This window comes from Marinobacter sp. (assembly GCF_034669625.1).
GTDB lineage: Bacteria > Pseudomonadota > Gammaproteobacteria > Pseudomonadales > Oleiphilaceae > Marinobacter.
Genome location: NZ_JAXMOY010000010.1, coordinates 1 through 19,549, shown reverse-complemented (window position 1 = coordinate 19,549; position 19,549 = coordinate 1). Strand labels below are relative to the sequence as shown.

15 protein-coding genes are annotated in these 19,549 nt (G+C 53.9%); 4 read left to right on the top strand and 11 right to left on the bottom strand.

The features are described 5' to 3' along the window. The first annotated feature begins 7 nt into the window (after positions 1–7). The 3 genes from VOI14_RS10230 to VOI14_RS10220 all read left to right on the top strand — a co-directional run bounded on the left by VOI14_RS10230 (position 8) and on the right by VOI14_RS10220 (position 4,137). Positions 8–2,215, top strand: coding sequence for a hypothetical protein (locus VOI14_RS10230; RefSeq protein ID WP_323751952.1), 2,208 nt, complete (start codon positions 8–10; stop codon positions 2,213–2,215). A gap of 77 nt (positions 2,216–2,292) precedes the next feature. Beyond that, positions 2,293–3,207 carry a glucosaminidase domain-containing protein gene (locus tag VOI14_RS10225; protein WP_323751951.1) on the top strand — a complete coding sequence of 305 codons (915 nt, stop codon included), beginning with the start codon at positions 2,293–2,295 and terminating at the stop codon, positions 3,205–3,207. A 33-nt stretch (positions 3,208–3,240) separates the two neighbouring features. Further along, positions 3,241–4,137: an acyltransferase gene (locus tag VOI14_RS10220; protein WP_323751950.1), complete on the top strand. Its 897-nt coding sequence runs from the start codon at positions 3,241–3,243 to the stop codon at positions 4,135–4,137. 25 nt (positions 4,138–4,162) lie between these two features. Here the strand turns inward: VOI14_RS10220 and VOI14_RS10215 are convergent, their stop codons facing one another. The 5 genes from VOI14_RS10215 to zapE form a co-directional block, all read right to left on the bottom strand. Continuing rightward, the gene (locus tag VOI14_RS10215) at positions 4,163–6,847 is read right to left on the bottom strand and encodes a LuxR C-terminal-related transcriptional regulator (protein WP_323751949.1); all 2,685 of its coding nucleotides are present in this window, start codon (positions 6,845–6,847) and stop codon (positions 4,163–4,165) included. A gap of 271 nt (positions 6,848–7,118) precedes the next feature. Continuing rightward, positions 7,119–8,480 (bottom strand): DUF1329 domain-containing protein, encoded by a 1,362-nt coding sequence (locus tag VOI14_RS10210; protein WP_323751948.1) that lies wholly within the window; start codon positions 8,478–8,480, stop codon positions 7,119–7,121. A gap of 33 nt (positions 8,481–8,513) precedes the next feature. Next, entirely contained in the window at positions 8,514–10,376 is a 1,863-nt protein-coding gene (locus VOI14_RS10205; protein WP_323751947.1) for a DUF1302 domain-containing protein, read from the bottom strand. Positions 10,377–10,839: 463 nt separating this feature from the next. Next, entirely contained in the window at positions 10,840–12,024 is a 1,185-nt protein-coding gene (locus VOI14_RS10200) for an acetyl-CoA C-acyltransferase (protein WP_323751946.1), read from the bottom strand. 38 nt (positions 12,025–12,062) lie between these two features. Further along, positions 12,063–13,160 (bottom strand): cell division protein ZapE, encoded by a 1,098-nt coding sequence (zapE, locus tag VOI14_RS10195; RefSeq protein ID WP_323752045.1) that lies wholly within the window; start codon positions 13,158–13,160, stop codon positions 12,063–12,065. A gap of 234 nt (positions 13,161–13,394) precedes the next feature. On the opposite strand from zapE, the gene VOI14_RS10190 reads away from it, so the two are divergent. Next, on the top strand, positions 13,395–13,829 hold the full coding sequence (locus tag VOI14_RS10190; RefSeq protein WP_323751945.1) for a YhcB family protein: 435 nt from the start codon (positions 13,395–13,397) through the stop codon (positions 13,827–13,829). A gap of 49 nt (positions 13,830–13,878) precedes the next feature. On the opposite strand, the gene VOI14_RS10185 is transcribed toward VOI14_RS10190, so the two are convergent. The 6 genes from VOI14_RS10185 to VOI14_RS10160 form a co-directional block, all read right to left on the bottom strand. Continuing rightward, positions 13,879–14,622 carry a Nif3-like dinuclear metal center hexameric protein gene (locus VOI14_RS10185; protein ID WP_323751944.1) on the bottom strand — a complete coding sequence of 248 codons (744 nt, stop codon included), beginning with the start codon at positions 14,620–14,622 and terminating at the stop codon, positions 13,879–13,881. Between the two features lie 130 nt (positions 14,623–14,752). Beyond that, positions 14,753–15,814: a histidinol-phosphate transaminase gene (gene hisC / locus VOI14_RS10180; RefSeq protein ID WP_323751943.1), complete on the bottom strand. Its 1,062-nt coding sequence runs from the start codon at positions 15,812–15,814 to the stop codon at positions 14,753–14,755. Between the two features lie 232 nt (positions 15,815–16,046). After that, positions 16,047–17,351 (bottom strand): histidinol dehydrogenase, encoded by a 1,305-nt coding sequence (gene hisD, locus VOI14_RS10175; protein ID WP_323751942.1) that lies wholly within the window; start codon positions 17,349–17,351, stop codon positions 16,047–16,049. 35 nt (positions 17,352–17,386) lie between these two features. Then, entirely contained in the window at positions 17,387–18,031 is a 645-nt protein-coding gene (hisG, locus tag VOI14_RS10170; protein WP_323751941.1) for an ATP phosphoribosyltransferase, read from the bottom strand. Positions 18,032–18,061: 30 nt separating this feature from the next. Next, positions 18,062–19,324: a UDP-N-acetylglucosamine 1-carboxyvinyltransferase gene (gene murA, locus VOI14_RS10165; RefSeq protein ID WP_323751940.1), complete on the bottom strand. Its 1,263-nt coding sequence runs from the start codon at positions 19,322–19,324 to the stop codon at positions 18,062–18,064. Positions 19,325–19,343: 19 nt separating this feature from the next. Beyond that, positions 19,344–19,549 (bottom strand): BolA family protein (locus VOI14_RS10160; protein WP_323751939.1); only part of this gene is annotated, 206 nt, incomplete at its 5' end.

Here is a 19,549-nt window from a genome sequence, read left to right as displayed (position 1 = left end):
CCTTGGCATGAATTTCAAGCTTGCTTCCCTGCTCTCTGCATCCGTGGTTATTGCTGCCTGCGGCGGCGGTGACAGTGCGATTGATGGGGCCAGAGATATCCCCAACCGGTTTGGTAACACGGTCAACGCGCTCGATGATTTCAGTACCGGAAGCACTGGTGATTCCAGCAACGCCAAGGGTCTGAAAGAAAATGAAGTGCGCGTCACGATGGAAGTGCCTGCCTACTTTGCGCCCAACGGAAAACCCACACGCCGCAACCTGAGAATCGTGGTTCCCGACCGCATTCAGGTATACACAACCAATCATTCGCTGCAGAAACTGGATAACGTTGACCACACGATAGACACCGGTGATGACGGCCATTTCATCGTTGGCTTCAATAACGGACTTCCCATTGGCCCCGACGTCGTCATCGAAGCCACGTGGAATAGCCATGGTGGCATCACCATGAAAGCACTAGCCGCCGATTCCGACCGTGATGTGAAGGTGAACCCGTTCTCTCACTATGTGGTTGAAGAGACTTTGGGCAAGTACCAGGCTAACGACTTTCAAACCGTGATGGACTGTGTGAACGACACCGGCGGCGGTTTGTGCTTGAACAAATATGTGTGGGCTACCCTCGCCGATCAGGTACACGATTTCGAGATTGATATTCCAACTGGCGCCAATTTGGCCACGGCCCTCGCTGGCTTGAAAGACCGTGCAGACTTTGCAACCTATGTCGACGGTATCGCCCAATATGCCCGGCTCAATGAAAGCACTTCAGGCAGTATCAAAGCCAGTTCAGCCGACTATAATTCGGTGTTTTTCGGGCTGGAACTCGGAGAGACTCTACAGAGTGACGGTACGTCTGCGGCCGGCCAGTGGGGCTTACGCTCCACGCAGGAAGAAGATCTGACCAATAACAACGCGGAAGCATTTCTCTATCCGGCGTTAACCCTAACCACCTTTGATGCCTTTGGCTTGAGCGTGACCTCGCTGGCCACTGACATGCCGTATGATCGGCAAACCGTTACGCACACGCCGGATAACCAATTTGCCACCAAGGCCTGGTTGCGTAATAGCCATTCCAGCTCACCTGGAGCGGCCACTCTGACCCCCAAATCATCTTCTGATGATGACCTCCAGCCCGCACGACTGCTTTCCGGTCGCGCCCTTTACCAAAGCATCACCTACCCCGATGATAGCCAGCCTATTGGCTGGACTCGAAACCCGTATTATTTTGACGCCTACACAACAAAACCAAGCAATGCGGAAACCGGCCCCAACCGGGTTCTGGCGAGTTACTTCAGCGCTGGCAAAGCAATTGCACTAAGTAACCAGGACGGTCAGCTGAAGCGCAGTAATACGCTGGAAAACCACTACCTTTCAGCCTTCGAACTGCACTTATTACGGAGCAAAGACTTCGATCTGGCCAAGGTACCGGGTGATTTTAATTTAGTGTATCTCTCGGGACGCTTTGGTGGCCCCGATCCGATTGTTTTTGAAACAGGCTCAGGCACACTTAACGCGGGGAACGTCACCGACAACGAGCTATCCGCAAGCATCAGCGCCAACACGTTTACACTGTCTCGCGCAGCCAACGGGGCGACATCATTTATCTCAGGCACCGACTCACAAGCTTTGAAGATCGCCAATCGCCGTTCAAAACTAAGCAATGAAACCCTCTTTATGGGCCGGTTGAGCTTATGTTCCACCTGCCCCGACACCGACTACACCAAACCCGACAGCGGCCAAGGCGCGGCTTCCCCCGATGGCACCTTGCTGGTCTTTAATCTCGATGACAGTAGTTGGGGCGACGGGATCTTGATCGCAGGCAATAAGCCGTCAGCGAGCCTGCAAACCGACGCTCGCTATCGCATTCAAGGCGCGCTCTTGTCGATGACCGACAGTGCGAACGAACTCCAACAATTGAATGGCGGCGTACTCACATTCAATAGCAGCACCGAAGCGACGCTCACCGCGACACAATTCAACGTGAGTCATAGCGTAAGCGAGCGACAGGTGACCGGCCCAGAGGGTTCGGACATAACAGAGATCTTCAACTACACCAGCACACCTGAAGGCAGCCTCGCGCTAACATCCATCACTTCCGGCCTCCAACTGGACGGTTTTTACACCGGAGACGCCGATCAGGTCTTTCTGGCGATCAAAGATACCTCCAGAACCAATCCGCGCGCAGGTCTGCTTTTAGCCACGCGGATTCCAGAATAGGCCAAGACGACTCGTAAGCCGGAAAAAGGTACATAACCTGTTATAATTCCCGCTATATCGATTGTCGAGAGGGGTTTATGACGGCTGTTCACCGCGCACTGTTGCTCTGCGTTCCACTGATTTTGTTTGCCGGCGCAGGCGCGCTTTACACGCCATTCGGCGGTCAGATTGGTGACGAAAGCGACGTTGCCCTTAGCACACTGCCTAATCTCCCCTCTTGGGTCGCAGCGCCCCTTCCGGACTTTTCTGCCATCCAGGACACCACGGAGCGAAAAGCCGCGTTTTTTTCCTTTTTGTATCCTCGCATTGTGCTGGCCAACAGCCGCATTTTGATCGAACGACAATATCTCGAAGCTCTGCGCACTAAAACAGAACTTTCCGACACCGAACGGAAGTGGCTGGCCGATCACGCGGTTCGGCTGCGCGTTGATGAGGCGAACGGGAGTGAGGCACAATTCGCTCTGCTAAAGAAGCGCTTAGGGGTGATACCGCCGTCTCTCATTCTCGCTCAAGCCGCCAATGAATCCGCTTGGGGCACTTCGCGCTTTGCAACCCAAGGCAACAATCTTTTTGGGCAATGGTGTTTTTCTAAAGGCTGCGGTCTGGTGCCCCTTAGCCGCGTGTCCGGTGCCAGCCACGAAGTCGCCAGGTTCTCCTCTCCCTATGCATCGATTCGCGCATACATCCAGAACTTGAACCGCCACCCGACTTACCAGCGGCTTCGAGACGTTCGCCAGCGAACCCTTCAAGCCAATAAATCGTTGTCCGGTGTGGCCATGGCAGACGGGCTTCTCGGCTACTCCGAGCGCGGTGAAGACTACGTTGAGGAAATCCGGGCGATGATCCGATATAACAATCTCGGGTTCTACGACAAACAGTTCCGGACGTTACTCGCAGACCAGTCTTCAGATCGCCTGCGGGAATTGGCCACTGCCGCCAACGCTGAAGCCCTTCTGCCCGGCAACGCTGGTACAACTTCACTCGAACACTAACCCTGTAACCTGGATCAACAGAGACGTTGCGATATGCTTAACTTCTTGCCCGCCCCTCTGAAAGGGGTTCTGGTATTGCTACTCATCGTTCTGAATACGGTCACTTTCCTGCCGTTCCTGCTGTTGTTTGCCATTATCAAACTGATTTTGCCCGTCACTGTTATTCGCAAGGGCTGTACCATCGTCATTAACGGCATCGCTTGGTATTGGATCGGTTTCAACAACACCTTGATGCGGATTTTCCACAAAGTGGAATGGGATGTACGCGGCGCGCAAACACTAAGTAAAGAGCACTGGTATTTCGTAACCTGCAACCATCAAAGCTGGGCTGACATCACCGCCATTCAGTATGTGCTGAACAGCAAGATTCCTCTGTTAAAGTTCTTCCTGAAAAAAGAGCTTATTTGGGTGCCCCTTCTAGGCATCGCTTGGTGGGCGTTGGATTTTCCATTCATGCACCGCCACACCAAGGCGCAGCTCGCCAAACGCCCGGAATTGAAAGGCAAGGATATCGAGGCGACCAAAGCAGCCTGCGAGAAATTCCGATACACGCCAGTCACCATTTTTAATTTCATGGAAGGCACCCGCTTCACCCCCGAAAAACACCAGCGCCAGAACTCGCCTTACAACAACCTGCTGAAACCCAAAGCCGGCGGCACGGCCTTTGTCTTTGGTGCGATGGGCGAGATGATTCACACCATGCTGGATGTGACGATTGTTTATCCCGGCGGCCAAGCCGGGATCTGGGATTACATGTGCGGTCGCGTAAAGAAGATCGTCGTGGACATCCGAACTCGAGAGATACCCGAGCAATTTCTGGGCATGAACTATGAGGGGGACCGGAAAATGCGGGTGGAATTTCAGCGCTGGGTCAGCGCGATTTGGGCCGAGAAAGATGCTCGGATCGACCAGCTGAAAAATGGAGCTTAACGCAACATAAGCCGAGAATCGGGGCTCAGAGCAGCCCCAATTCTCTGGCCCGAACAATCGCCTGAGTTCTGGATTTCACATCTAATTTGGCATTAATCCGCCGGGCATGGGTTTTCACCGTATGCAGTGAAATATGCAACTTGTCGGCGATGGCCTGATTCGACAACCCCATCGCAATCAACTCCAGCACCCCTTGCTCTCGCTCACTGATGGGCTCAGCCAGCTGCTCATTAGTGCCCGTAACTTCACAACCAAACAATTCACCTAGCGCACTGGTAAACTCGCTTTTTGGCAAGAAGAAAAAAGCTTTCTCCATTAACGGCGCCAACTCTTTGGACAGTTCGATGAATGGACTAATGAAGTTCTCTGTGGAGGCTTGAACAACCAAGACTTCCAGCTGCTTTCTCGCAGCCTGAACCCCCTTCTCAGCCTGCAACAACACCGAGTTCAGCAAACCAACGTGTAGCTGCAATCCCCATGGAAGCGCATCGCCATAGCGCTGATAGATGCCGTCGAGATTTTCTCTCGCCCGCACCAGATCACCCGACGCAATCGCCTCACGTACGTGCAGGCAATCCATCAACCCCGGCATGGTGGGGAACAGTTCTGGCACACAGCCGTCTTGACGATAAGGTTCAAGCTTCGCAATCGCCTGCTTAGCGCTATCTGGCTGGCCGCATGCCAGCCAACAACTGGCCTTGAGCGCTTCCAACACCGGCACATAAAGCGCCTCATCGACTTGCCAGGCATGCATGGTGCGCTCCGCACGACCAATCCAAACAAAGGCGTCGTCAAGCAGCCCCTGGCTTCGGCACATAAATACTCTGAGCGCCATGCCAAGAAGCAGGCCCAAATCCCTTGTTTGCTCCGCATGCCGGTTACAACTCACCAGTATGCGGTCAGCCTCCTTCATCCGGCCTTGGTGCCACAGCACCAGCACCAGAGTTAACTGAAGCCGGGTCTCGCCAATGCGCGCTGGTCGGCTAAGTTCCTGCAGGGAAGCATCCAAACCGGTACGCAACAGGTTTTCTGCATGCCCCAAAGCTCCCTTGCTCAATTCAATTCGCGCGTGCGAATACACGGCAAGTGCCTCTGACCCCGAGTCGCCCGCTTCCCTCGCCAGCTTTGACGCATGGCGATTGGCTTCTCGTGCCTCCTGAAAACGGCCTGCAGCACATAAAGCATTGGAGCGCACAATGTGTGTAACCAACTGGGCCTGAGCAGACAAACCTCCGGCGCTGAGCGCTTTGTCCGCCATCGCCAAGGCCGGCTGAACAAATCCTTCACCTCTCAAAATAAAGGCTTTAAGGGCGAAAATTCGCGACTCGTGCTCTCTCCAACCTTCTGGAGCAAATCCCTCCAACAGCTGCCGTGCCTGTCGAAATTGGCCACCGATGGCGTGAACCCAGCCGTACACAATTCTCAATCTGGCGCTGCGTTCGAGCAGATGTTCCGGTAAATTTTTTCGGAGCGTAAGCAGCGAAGCCGTGTCCTGCCCCAGCAACAGCGCTTCCGTTCCTTCCGATGCAATACGCACTACTTCATCATTGTCACCGGCCAGCACCGCGCACTTCAGTGCCTCAGGGAACTGCTCTCGCTGGCCAAACCATTGACTGGCCAAGAGCATTCGTTTTGCACGACCGGCGACAGGAGGGCTTTGTAAGAAAGTCTGTAGCAACGGGTTTAACCGGAACCAACGACCGCGCCCCGGTACTTGCTTGAGTGGCAAGCCAAGCTCCACCGCCTGAGACGGCGTTAAACCGGAGCCGAGGTCGGTACCGCCTATTGCATAAAACAGCTCATCACAACAACTATCCAGTTCTGCAATGCTTTTCAGAGACTTGATCTGCGCTGTTGTTAGAGGCTGGCACACAGAGTCTTTCAGAAAGCGTTCCACATAGGCGCTTTCCTGAATGGGGCGACGATCCTCTGCGGTTTCCATTTCCCGACGATACAATGCCAGAGGCGTTAGCCAGCCTTCCGTCAGGTTATAGAGATGATCGACTGCGACACTGGTGATCTGCCGTTCCGTCTTGGCTTTCTGGAAAAACTCAAAGGTTTCAGACCGAGTCAATTCAAGGCGATCCACTCCGATTCGCTCGTAATTCCCATTGAGTTGCAGTGTGTGGCTGGCAAATGGCAACGGTAAACGAGACACCATCGCAATCGCGAGATTGCCAGGGATATGCGTCACCAGGTATTGAAGCAAACCAACGACCGCAGGATTGGTTACGTGCTGAAGGTTATCCAACACCAGCACTTCGGCCTGCTTGCTAGCCTGTCGCGCCTTAGACACAAGCATCAAAGCCAGATGGTCTTCAAACGCTTTGCTATTCCCTTTGACCCGGTAAGAGATCTTAAACGCCGAAGCCAGGACGGAGAGAAAACGCGAGGGCGCATTATCAGCGGCACTCAGAGATATCCAACGTATTGACGGCGCGTCAGGGGCTTCTGCAGTGCCGATAAGCGCACTAACGAGAGCATGGGTTTTGCCATACCCACCGGGCGCGTCAATAGACAATACATGGCCTGGACTTAAGGCTGCGCGTATTGCCTGATCCAACTCGGGACGGAGCAGCCGGTCTGCGGGTATCGTCGGTAGTTGAAGTCGATGCTCTAAAAGGTCACGAACCAATTCACCATGCTGAACGCCTGCATTGGCAATCTGATATTCATCATTGGCTGCACAACCGTCGCTTAAAGGTTTCACGCTCTGCCCCATTCAAAACCGGGCCAAATTTCGAGCCGCCCGGTACAACTATGATTCGCTTAAGCATTTAAGCGTTGGCGACCTACGTGGGGTCGCCTTTAGTATGAGATTACGGGTAGAGGGTAAACCAAACTACGGGCCATTAGCAAAAAATGGCCCTTTTCGCCATTGCAACGTATGTATGTGATATACATCACATTTTAGACAATTATTTTCAGGCACAAAAAAGGCGAGCCTGTGGCTCGCCTTTTTGATTACGTCAACTCTGCGATTAACGCGTACCTGCTCTGCGCAAGGCAGCCGGCGTGTAGTCACGCGAATGACGCTCGGCCCCGAAGGTGTACGGATTGTTCTCTTCGTTGGTCAGACCCAACGCCAAATAGCGGCCCGAGAGCAAATCGTACAGCACCTCAATAGCGTACCAAGGAACGTCTTTGTCATAGAACTGCATACCGTGTGCTTCCGCTACACGCCACAACTCTCCACGACCGTCGTAGTGATCAATCACCGCAGCTTGCCAGGAATCCTCATCAATGTAGAAATCACGCTGGGCATATACGTGACGCTCACCGTCTTTCAACGTAGCGCGTACGTGCCACACCCGGTGCAGTTCATAACGGGTCAAATCTTGATTGATATGCCCTGCCTTGATGATTTCGTCGTAGCTCAGATCGCGATCGACCAGCTTGTAGGAATTGTACGGGATGTACATTTCTTTCTTGCCCAACAACTCCCAGTTATAACGGTCTGGAGCCCCGTTAAACATGTCGAAGTTATCACTGGTACGCATACCGTCAGCCGCGGTACCTGGTCCGTCGTAGGCCACCTGAGGCGCACGACGAACACGACGCTGACCCGCGTTATAGACCCACGCACGGCGAGGCTCTTTTACCTGGTCAATGGTCTCGTGAACGAGGAGTACGTTACCCGCCAAACGTGCCGGCCCAGTAATGGCCTGTTTGAAGTAAAACAGAACGTTATCATCCTGCCCCTTCTCGTAGTCAGACAATGCACTATTCCAAGTAATCTCATCCTGGAACCGCACAATCGAGTATGCGCCACCGGCCGTAGGCGTAGCCTGCCCTACGTTACGCTGGACCGAACCACCCCGATACCGGGTGATGTGGTTCCATATCGCCTCAAGACCGTTCTGAGGAATAGGAAATGGCGTCGCACTTTCATAATTCCCAAGACCGTTACCGTCCTGAATAAGCTCCACTTTGCTCGCGTTCGCAACGGTTTTGTCCATCACGTCTTGCGGGTAAGTCGCAGTCCGGTGAGTTGCGTACACCGGAATTTTATAATCGGCGTACTGACGAATCATCGCGACCTGACCCGGCGACAGCTTATCTGCATGCTGATCAACGTTGCTTTGATCAATCACGAATTCCGGCGTCTCGTCGGGGAAGGGGTTTACATAGATCCCGTCACCTTTATAACCTGCGGGCGGCGTTGTCATGCCACCGTCCCAAGCTGGAATGGCGCCGCCGTTACCGGCTTTTTCTGCACCCATAGGGGTCAATGTGTCACCCAGTTTGGCTGCTTCGCCGGCAGAAACTGCACCCCAGGCTTGGCCAGCGAACATGCTTGCAGCCAAAATACCTGTAGCCAATAGTTTCTTGTTCAGTTTCATTTAAATCACCTCTTGGAACAAAATCTGTCCGATTCAGAATGAGTAAGAAACACTCGCGCTTACGAAATCGCGATCGGTCTTCTCGTTGTAGGGTTTGCCACCGAAGTAGTTGGTGTAGCCGATGCTGCCGGTGATCCGGTTTTGGTAAACGCCTGTCAAAGACAAACCAAGAGATTTACTACCTTCGTTAAACGCACCACCCGGTTGCGGAGAGTAGCCCTCGACATCATGACTCCATGCCAACTGTGGCTTCAGGTTTATACCGGCAATTGCATTCGGGTATTCCCAAACCAGACGTGTGCGATAACCCCATGAAAAATCGGTAGTGAAGCCATCGTTTTCGCAGTAATCCGTATTCAAGTTCAACGCCTTCCCACCAACGATTGGCTGGGAACAGGCATCGCCACTGGCTGTCGGCACGGGGCCTACGCCAAATGTGCCAGAACGACCGTAACGCGCCTCATCATAACCGGGCAAATCATGCACCCATGTAGCGGCGGCTTCATTGATAAGCGATAGCCGGCTAGCCCCCATGACTTGATCGAAGAATTTGATGAGCGTGAACTGGAACTGAGACACATTAAAGCGATCGTTACCGCTCGCAACCAGGCCATCCACATTCGTGGTTCCGAGCTCTTCCTGTCGCTGCCGTTGCAGCATGCTCACCGGGGTGCCATCCGGCAGAGGTAGCTGCAGACCCGCATATATCAATTCAAAAGCGTTCCATTGCAACGGCACATCCTCACGGAAACTATATTCCGCGCCCAACGACCAACCACCTGGGGTCGTGGTGTTGATACTCACACCATAGAGCTTGATGTTATCCGGGTATTCCATGAAATATTCAGGAAAACCACCCGCTTGAGGTCCCGGCCCATCATTCACAATACCGCTGACATAGGGCAAGCGACTATGGTATTGGATGAAATAAAAGCCCAACTCAGAGTCGTTCAGTTCGGGCACGTACCAGCGAAGCGCTACCCCAAATTGGTCTTTTGCGTCAGGCCTTCTGTCACCTTCCCTCGCAATGGCATATCGACCGCCAGGCAACCCCAGACTGTTATTTTTATCGTAGATTTCGCTCTGCTCTTCGCTAATATCTCCTGCTGGCCAAATCGGCCCACAACCATCAGAGACGAAGTCGATGGTCGAGAAAAAGGTGCCGCAATCGTCGGCGCGCACAGGCTCCCAGTCAGTTTGGACAAAGGCCTCGACGGTAACATTCTCGGTGACACCCGCAGACACATAAAGCATCTCAACCGGCAAAAGAGCGTCTTTCAGCTCAGAACCTGGCGCCCGGAAAGCAGGCACATCGACTGGGTTGATGGTGTTAATACCACCCTGAATGAACGTACTCTCACCCCAGCTCAGAACTTGTTTACCATATCGGATGCTGACCGGAACGTTTCCGAAATACCAATCTGAGAAGATATATGCATCCAGAATTTCGCCGCCCGAAGCATTATCTTTACCATCGCTGCTTAGCGGGCGGTAATTACGATCCTCATCCTTCAGTTCGAAGTCATACCAATAACGACCTCGCAGCAACCCGCCAATACGGGTCAGGTATTCGTTGTCGACGCTGTAATCCAGGAACAGCTCACTGTTACCTTTGACAATTTTGGAAACGACATCGCCTTTATCAAAGTTCCGGTTGCCATCATCGTAGTTGTTTGTAGACGCTGTACCACGGCCGTCATGGGGTGCAAGCAAACGCTTATCAGCTTCTTCGGTACGCCATGAAGCCCCGGCTGACAGCGTAGTGTTAAATTGAATCTGCCCGGCATTCCCCAAGGGGTACGAAATAGCAAAGGCCGGGCTGGATACGCCAGCTGCGATGGCGACCGCGAGTGGTAACTTTGTCCAGCGCTGCCAGGGTTGAGTTTTTCTTGTCATTGGAAGGCTACTCCGTTGTTGTTCTGAGTCGCTGCTCGATTCTTCTATTGGTTGGTATTCTGCGGCCATGTATACGATGCCGTGATGCTAGCACTATAGCTAAGGCTTCTCGCGGCTTTGATCAGTCAAAAGTATGATTTTGCTATCACTCTTCGTGAGCCGTCTTTCTCGCACCTCATCACTATAGACAAGATTCTGGGATGCAACCACTTTGGGGCGGGTGGTTTTAAGTGAGCTCATTGGGGGAGTTTTGGAGGGGGAATTCGAGGTTACAGCCGCTCTTCTGGAGCTATAACACAGAGCAAGCAAACAACACCGGGCTGGATATCCGGAAACCGCTACGAGCACATCCCTGTGCGCTTGCCTCCGGCCATCCATGGCCTACGAAATTTCCAGAAGGAAGCCCGGCGTTGTTCGCCCAGACTGTTTGCTTTCGGTCCGGGCAACAATGAGCGAATACTCGTTAGATCATTTCGATCGCCATTGCGGTAGCTTCGCCGCCACCGATGCACAGTGCCGCTACGCCTTTCTTTTTACCGTAACACTGTAGAGCGTACATCAGGGTGACCAGCAGGCGTGAACCTGTGGAACCTACGGGGTGGCCCTGAGCACAAGCGCCGCCGTGAACGTTTACTTTTTCAGCGTCGAGGCCCAGTTCTTTGATCGGCATCATGGCGACCATGGCGAAGGCTTCGTTGATTTCGTACAGATCAACGTCGTCTTTGCTCCAACCGGTTTTAGCGAACAGTTTTTCAATCGCGCCCACGGGGGCACAGGTGAACTCAGCAGGGAGCTGCGATTGGGTAGTATGGCCGACGATACGAGCCAGCGGTTTGAGGCCGCGTTTTTCGGCTTCAGACTCACGCATCAGAACCAGAGCGGAGGCGCCATCGGAGATTGAGGAGGCGTTGGCTGCGGTTACGGTGCCGTCTTTGGCGAAGGCCGGGCGCAGGCTTGGGATTTTGTCGATGTTGGCGTTGTGGGGCTGTTCGTCATCTGCGACAACCACTTCGCCTTTACGGGTTTTGACGGTGACCGGGATGATCTCATCTTTGAGCACGCCGTCGTCGATGGCTTTTTTCGCGCGGTTCAAGGAGGTGATGGCGTATTGGTCCATCTCCTCGCGAGTGTAGCCTTTTTGGTCAGCAACCTCTTGCGCGAAGGAGCCCATGAGGCGGCCGGTTTCAGCGTCTTCAAGACCGTCTAGGAACATGTGGTCTTGCGGTGCTGGACCGGGGCCCATGCGGTAGCCCTGGCGGGCGCCTTGCAGGATGTGCGGAGCGTTGGACATGCTTTCCATGCCACCGGCAACCATGATGTCGTTGGTGCCTGCTTTGATCAGGTCATGGGCGAACATGGTAGCCTTCATGCCTGAGCCGCACAGTTTGTTAATGGTGGTCGCACCGGTGCTGTCTGGCAGGCCAGCTTTACGCATGGCTTGGCGAGCCGGGCCCTGCTTTAGACCTGCTGGCAGTACGTTACCCATGATTACTTCTTGCACATCGGCAGGCTGAAGGCCCGCGCGCTTGACGGCTTCTGCGATGGAGATAGCACCCAACTCAGGCGCTGTAATCGGGGCAAGACTGCCCATGAATCCGCCCATGGGTGTACGTACACCGCTCACGATTACGACGTTGTCTTGGCTCATGTTGTGACCTCTCTGTTTTGGTTCTTTCTAGTTTTTGACTAAGGCTTGTGGGGTGCTTCCAGGTATTCCTGGGATTGCATTTCCAGCAAGCGGGATTCGGTGCGTTCAAACTCGAAGCTCAGGCTGCCACCGGAGTAAAGCTCGGTGATCGGCGCTTCGGCGGAGATGATGAGTTTGACGTTGCGGTCGTAGAATTCGTCGATCAAGTTGATGAAACGACGAGCCTGATCGTCTTTTTCTACGCCCATGACAGGTACGTTGCTGACGATGATGGCGTGGAACTGGCGGGCCATTTCGATGTAGTCGTTTTGGCTGCGGGGGCCGTCACACACGTCCAAAAAATCGAACCAGACCACGTCGTCGGCGTGGGCTTGCGCCGGAATTTTACGGCCGTTTATTTCCATGGATTTACTGTGCTTGCCAGCTTCAACCGCCAACGCATCGAAACTCTCCCGCAAGCTGGCATTCGCGCCTTCGTCCAGCGGGTAATAATACAGCTCGGCCTGTTCGAGTGTGCGCAAGCGATAATCGACACCCCCATCTACGTTGACCACGTCGGTGTGCTTTTTAACGAGTTCGATGGCCGGCAGGAAGCGGGCACGCTGGAGCCCATCTTTATAGAGTCCGTCCGGGACGATGTTGGAGGTGCACACCAGAGTTACGCCCCGACTAAACAATTCTTCCATCAGCGTGGCGAGAATCATGGCATCGCCGATGTCGGACACGAAGAACTCGTCGAAGCAGATAACCCGCGTTTCACCGGCGAAGGTTTTGGCAACTTGTTCCAGCGGGTTTTTCTCGCCTTTAAGCTTTCTAAGTTCGGCATGAACACGCTGCATGAAGCGATGGAAGTGCACGCGCATTTTGCGCTCGAACGGAAGGGCTTCGTAAAAAGTGTCCATCAGGTAGGTTTTACCGCGGCCTACCCCACCCCAGAAGTACAGGCCTTTAACCGGAGTCTCTTTACCTTTTTTCAGCTTGCGGCGTAATTTTTTAAGACCTTTGCTACGCTCACTTTCAGCTTCCACCAGTTTGTCGTACAGTGCTTGTAGGCGGCGAACGGCGTCTTCCTGCGCAGGGTCCTTGTGAAAATCCGGGCGTTCTAGATCCTGCTGGTAACGTTGCCAAGGAGTCAGGTTCGCAACAGTTTCGGTGAGCACGGCTTCTGTCATCAGGGTTTTCCTGCCATCTGGGTGGATTTCTGGGCGCGGTATTGTCGCTCATTTTGTGCTTTTTGGCCACGGCACACAGGCCTTGGAGCAATACGACGATTGGCGCAGTGTTTCGGCATGGGCGCTGGCGCTTCGGAGGCGTATACTCTTTTTATAGGTTTTCGCTCTCTCGCATGTACTGACTAGGACGATTGTTATATGACGAACCTGATTCTTGCGGCGGTAGCCGCGCTGGTAGTGGGCATTATCATTGGGGTTCTTTTTGGCCGCTCTGGCCAGGGTGCTTCTTTGCGTCAGCGGAGAGCTGAACAGAAGATTGACGAGCTTCGTGGTGAGTTTACGCGCTATCAGGCTCAGGTGAATGAGCATTTTCTTGAGTCGGCACAGTTAATGGAGCGGTTCAATGATGCCTATCGCGATGTGAATCAGCATATGGCGCGCGGGGCGAATCGTTTGTGCAATGATGAGGAGTGGCCGGAGTCGCTGGCGCAGGATGTGTCAGGGCGTATTGAGCACTCTGACTCCGATTCTTCTGAGCCACCTCGGGATTATGCGCCGAAGGCCGATCCTGAAGAGAAGGGTACGCTGGCTGAGGATTTCGGGCTGCCTAAGGATGAGAAGCGGCCTGCTTAATCTGACGTAAGACATCTTTTGGAATTAGGTTGGGGCAGTTAGCCTGCCCCTACACCGGATTATCGCAATCGATGAACTGGTGCTTCACCCCAAACGCTTTCCCTAACGCCTCACCCAGTGCTTTGGCTCCATAACGCTCGGTCGCGTGATGGCCTGCCGCGTAGTAGTGGATGCCAGACTCCCGTGCAGTGTGGGTGGTTGGTTCGGATATTTCGCCGCTGATGTAAGCGTCGACACCGAGTTCCAATGCTTTGGTGATAAACCCTTGGGCACCACCGGTGCACCAGGCGACGGTTTTTATGACGTCTGCGCCCTTACCTACGTGCAGCGGCGGTCGGTTCAGCGCGTTTGCGATCTGACGGCCAAAGTCTTCCGGGGTCATGGGATCGGTTAGCTCGCCTTGCCAAACCAAGCCATCTGCCGGGCGCGGGTTTTGAATACCCAGTACGTTTGCCAACTGTCGGTTGTTACCGTATTCGGGATGATCATCCAATGGCAGGTGGTATGCGACGAGGTTGATGTTGTTGTCGAGCAACTGTTTGATGCGGCGCTTTTTCATTCCGCGAATGGCTTGATCTTCGCCTTTCCAGAAGTATCCGTGGTGCACGAGGATCATGTCTGCGTTTTGCTTTACGGCGGCGTCGATCAGCGCTTGGGAGGCGGTCACGCCGGAGACAATTGTCTGGACATCATCCTTGCCTTCAACCTGCAGGCCATTTGGAGCGTAGTCCTGGAAGTTTTCCGGCTGAAGCCATTCGTTTATCTTCGCCAGGATCTCATTCCGGTTTGCCATGTTGCATCCCTCTATCTTTCAGAACTTTTGAGATCGGATCAGTGCATTTATTCTGGTGAACAGTAAGGCACAGGAAGGCCTTACAACCAACTTGATTACGCGTCATTTCACTGATCAACTTCTTTATCGCCTAGAGAAAGTCCAAACCTTTGATCAAGGCGTTGTTCTGATCACTGGTACCGATCGTAATTCGAATGAAATCACTGATCCGTGGCTTGCTGAAGTGACGAACAATAATGCCCTGCTCTCTGAGCTTCGCCGCGATCTCTGCCCCTTCGTGTTCAGGGTGGCGGGCGAACACAAAGTTGGCTTTTGACGGTAGCACTTCGAAACCGAGATTTTCCAGCCCTTTGGCAACCTTCTCACGCTCACGAATCACACCGCTACAGGAGTCTTCGAACCACTGGCGATCTTCAAATGCTGCGACCGCTCCGGCCAGAGCCAAGCGGTCCAGCGGGTAGGAGTTGAAGCTGTCTTTAACTCGATTCAGAGCTTCGATAAGCTCTTCATTGGCAACGGCAAAACCAACTCGCAAGCCGGCCAAGGAGCGGGCTTTGGACAGGGTCTGGCACACAACGAGGTTCGGGTATTGGTTAACCAAGCGAATCGCAGTTTCACCACCGAAATCGATGTAGGCTTCGTCCACCACCACCACGCTGTCGATGTTCGACTGCAAGATCGCTTCTACGTGCTGCAGTCCGAGGTAGCGACCTGTCGGGGCGTTCGGGTTCGGGAAGATAACGCCGCCATTCGCACTTTTGTAATCATCCGGGTTGATTTCAAAGTTCTCGGTCAACGGGATGATATTGCTTTCTACTTTATACAGACCGCAGTAAACGGGATAGAAGCTGTAGGTAATGTCTGGGAACAAGATCGGCTTGTCCTGCTTCAACAACCCCTGAAAGATGTGGGCCAGCACTTCATCAGAACCATTGCCCACAAAAACCTGGTTTTCTTCTATACCAAAATCGATGTAATAAGAGGCGATGGCTTCTTTCAAAGCCTGCCCTTGCGGGTCCGGATATAAACGAAGGTTATCGTTCAGCTCAGACTTAATCGCCGAGATAACTTTCGGTGAAGGCCCGAAAGGGTTTTCGTTCGTGTTCAGCTTCACCAGGTTCGCCATTTTAGGCTGTTCGCCTGGCACGTACGGCTGTAACTCGCTGACCAGTGAGCTCCAGTATTTACTCATGATTCACGCACTCCGAGTTGGTGCTGTAACAAGAATTCAATGGTGACGCTAATGCAGGGCGGCAATGCACAAGATTTCGGAGAGTGTGGCAAGAAAGCCTTTCCAAAAATGTGCGGAACCATGGATGGCGGAGCAGAAGCGTCACATGGACGTGCCGAAGGAGCGGTTTTTGGAAAGGCTTTCTTGCCATGCTCTCAAGCACCCAACCCGAAACCGCCCTGCGCACAATATCTCAGTCTTTGACGCGATATTCCGCCGATCGGGCGTGAGCTGTCAGTCCCTCGCCACGGGCAAGAACCGAAGCTACACGCCCCATGCGATCGGCGCCTTCAGGCGTAAAACCGATCAGGGATGAACGCTTCTGGAAGTCGTAGACGCCCAGAGGTGAACTGAATCGAGCGGTACCGCTAGTGGGCAGCACGTGGTTTGGGCCAGCGCAATAATCGCCAAGGGCTTCTGCTGTGTAACGGCCCATGAAGATCGCGCCAGCGTGACGAATATCCTCCAGCATGGCTTGTGGTTCTTCTACCGACAGCTCCAAGTGCTCAGGGGCAATACAGTTGGAAACTTCAGCCGCTTCTTTCAGGTTGGCCACTTTGATCAGCGCACCACGGCTGGTCATGGATGTACGGATAATCTCTTCGCGCTCCATGGTTGGCAGGAGTTTGTTGATACTCGCCTCCACGGCATCCAGGAAGTCCGCATCCGGGCTTACCAGTATGCTTTGTGCCTGCTCATCATGCTCAGCCTGAGAGAACAGGTCCATGGCGATCCAGTCCGGGTCGGTTTTGCCGTCGCAAATCACCAGGATTTCAGACGGACCGGCAATCATGTCGATACCAACAACACCGAACACTTCACGCTTGGCTGTCGCCACAAAAATGTTGCCCGGACCAACAATCTTGTCCACCGCGGGCACCGTTTGCGTGCCGTAAGCCAGAGCACCTACTGCCTGCGCTCCACCAAGGGCGAACACACGGTCAACACCGGCAATGGCGGCTGCGGCCAGGACCATATCGTTCACCACGCCATCCGGCGTAGGAACCACCATAATCAGCTCACCAACACCGGCAACTTTCGCAGGAATGGCGTTCATCAGAACAGAAGAAGGATACGCAGCCTTACCACCCGGCACATACAAACCGGCACGGTCCAACGGGGTCACCTTTTGCCCCAGAATCGTTCCGTCTTCATCCTGATACTGCCAGGACTGCTGATTCTGCCGCTCGTGGTAATCGCGAACCCGCTCAGCTGCCGTCTCAAGCGCCTCACGCTGATCCTGAGGAATCGACGTCAAAGCCGCCTGCAAACGATCCTGCCCCATCTCCAGTTCAGCCATCGAGCTGACCTTCAGACGGTCAAACGTCTCGGTAAACTCCAGAACCGCCTCATCGCCACGGGTCTTCACCTCATGCAGGATATGACGCACCGACTCATTCACCTGATGATCCACACTGTCATCCCACGCCAACAGTTTGGCGAGCGCACTGTCAAAATCGCCTTGGGTGGTGTTCAGTCTGGTGATCTTATCGGTCATAACTCAAATCCTGCTTTGGATTGAAAACTAGTGCTTTACTCGGAACGGCGACGATCCACAGCTGCCGCCATCATCTCGATGATCGGATTAATCTTCCCGTGCTGCATCTTCATAGACGCCCGATTCACCACCAACCGCGTACTGATATCGTCAATCAACTCCCGCGCCTCAAGCCCATTCGCCTTCAGCGTATTACCGGTATCGACGATATCCACAATTTCGTCCGCGAGATCCAGAATCGGCGCCAACTCCATCGCACCATACAGTTTGATGATGTCCGCCTGCCGACCCTGAGCCGCATAATAGCGACGGGCAATGTTCACAAACTTGGTGGCCACACGAATACGACCGGCCGGAGGCTGCTCGCCCACCTTACCGGCCGTCATCAGGCGACAACGGGAAATATTCAAATCCAGCGGCTCGTACAACCCTTCCCCACCATGCTCCATCAGCACATCCTTGCCGGTCACGCCAAGGTCTGCACCACCGTACTGAACATAAGTAGGCACATCCGTTGCGCGAATAATCAGTACACGCACATTCGGATCTGTGGTGGGGAACACCAGCTTGCGGGACTTTTTCACGTCGTCCACCAGCTCAATGCCAGCTTCAGCCAGCAGTGGCAGAGTCTCTTCGAGAATTCGTCCCTTCGACAAGGCGATGGTGATGGAATCTGTCATGGGTCTTTCCGGGTTCCCGTTGGTGTTTGATTACGCTGGCAAGCGGCGAATACTGCCGCCCAACAACTGCAACTTCTCTTCAATACATTCGTAGCCGCGATCAATGTGGTAAATGCGGTCTACGATGGTGTCGCCTTCAGCAACCAAACCGGCAATCACCAGACTGGCCGATGCACGAAGGTCTGTGGCCATAACCGGCGCGCCGGTCAAATGATCCACGCCTTTAATAATGGCTGCGTTACCTTCCAGCGTGATGTCGGCACCCATGCGGATCAATTCCTGCAGGTGCATGAAACGGTTTTCAAACACCGTTTCCACGATGGTTCCAGTGCCTTCCGCTACCGCATTCATAGCTGCAAACTGGGCCTGCATGTCGGTGGGAAACGCAGGATAAGGCGCGGTACGAATGCTCACTGCTTTCGGGCGCTGGCCTTTCATGTCCAGCTCAATCCAATCCTCACCTGTGGTGATGTGGGCACCCGCTTCTTCCAGCTTCAGCAACACCGCTTCCAGCAAATCAGCACGGGTATCCTTCAGTTTCACCCGACCACCAGTGGCCGCAGCAGCAACCAGGTAGGTGCCGGTTTCAATCCGATCCGGCTGGACGTTATGATGGCAGCCGTGCAGACGTTCAACACCGTTGATCTCAATCGTCGCGGTGCCGTGGCCTTTGATGTCTGCGCCCATGGCGATCAGACATTCAGCCAAATCCACCACTTCGGGCTCACGGGCGGCATTTTCCAGAATGGTTTTACCGTCAGCTAGAGTAGCGGCCATCAACAGGTTTTCCGTGCCGGTTACGGTAACGGTATCCATGAAGATATGAGCACCCTTCAGGCGGCCATTGGTTTTCGCATGGATGTAACCGTTTTCAACCTTGATGTCCGCGCCCATCTGTTCGAGGCCGTGGATGTGCAGGTTGACCGGGCGCGTACCAATGGCACAACCACCGGGCAGAGACACCTGAGCCTCACCAAAGTGTGCGACCAGCGGCCCCAGCACAAGAATCGACGCGCGCATGGTTTTGACCAGCTCGTAAGGCGCGTGATAGTGCTCGATGGTGTTGGCGTGCACTTCAACACTCATCTTTTCATCAATCAGCAGCTCGACGCCCATTCGGCCCAGCAACTCGATCATGGTGGTGACGTCATTCAGATGCGGCAGGTTGCCGACGGTCACCGGCTCAGAAGCCAGTAGAGTTGATGCCAGGATCGGCAACGCCGCGTTTTTGGCACCGGAAATCCGAATTTCGCCATCCAGAGGTTTTCTGCCTCGGATCAGAAGTTTATCCACAATAGTAATCCTGTTCTGTTTAGGCGTTGGCCTGCCGCGCAGCCCACTCGCTCGGAGTGAAAGCCTTCGGGTGAAGAGCGTGAATGGTGCCGTCCATGATGTGCTGGAACAGTACCTTGTTGATCATCTGCTGTCTTTTAATGGTAGGCAGGCCTTCAAATACGTCACCCACTGCAACGACCATGTAGTGGTTGCCATCGACTTGTACCTGAACCTCACAATCAG

Excerpts from the sequence above, each read along its gene's own strand:
- VOI14_RS10200 (WP_323751946.1), bottom strand. The coding sequence starts at position 12,024 with ATGAGCCAAGACAACGTCGTAATCGTGAGCGGTGTACGTACACCCATG.
- VOI14_RS10225 (WP_323751951.1), top strand. The coding sequence starts at position 2,293 with ATGACGGCTGTTCACCGCGCACTGTTGCTCTGCGTTCCACTGATTTTG.
- VOI14_RS10210 (WP_323751948.1), bottom strand. The coding sequence starts at position 8,480 with ATGAAACTGAACAAGAAACTATTGGCTACAGGTATTTTGGCTGCAAGC.
- hisC (WP_323751943.1), bottom strand. The coding sequence starts at position 15,814 with ATGAGTAAATACTGGAGCTCACTGGTCAGCGAGTTACAGCCGTACGTG.
- VOI14_RS10230 (WP_323751952.1), top strand. The coding sequence starts at position 8 with ATGAATTTCAAGCTTGCTTCCCTGCTCTCTGCATCCGTGGTTATTGCT.
- VOI14_RS10205 (WP_323751947.1), bottom strand. The coding sequence starts at position 10,376 with ATGACAAGAAAAACTCAACCCTGGCAGCGCTGGACAAAGTTACCACTC.
- hisG (WP_323751941.1), bottom strand. The coding sequence starts at position 18,031 with ATGACAGATTCCATCACCATCGCCTTGTCGAAGGGACGAATTCTCGAA.
- VOI14_RS10185 (WP_323751944.1), bottom strand. The coding sequence starts at position 14,622 with ATGGCAAACCGGAATGAGATCCTGGCGAAGATAAACGAATGGCTTCAG.
- hisD (WP_323751942.1), bottom strand. The coding sequence starts at position 17,351 with ATGACCGATAAGATCACCAGACTGAACACCACCCAAGGCGATTTTGAC.
- VOI14_RS10220 (WP_323751950.1), top strand. The coding sequence starts at position 3,241 with ATGCTTAACTTCTTGCCCGCCCCTCTGAAAGGGGTTCTGGTATTGCTA.
- VOI14_RS10190 (WP_323751945.1), top strand. The coding sequence starts at position 13,395 with ATGACGAACCTGATTCTTGCGGCGGTAGCCGCGCTGGTAGTGGGCATT.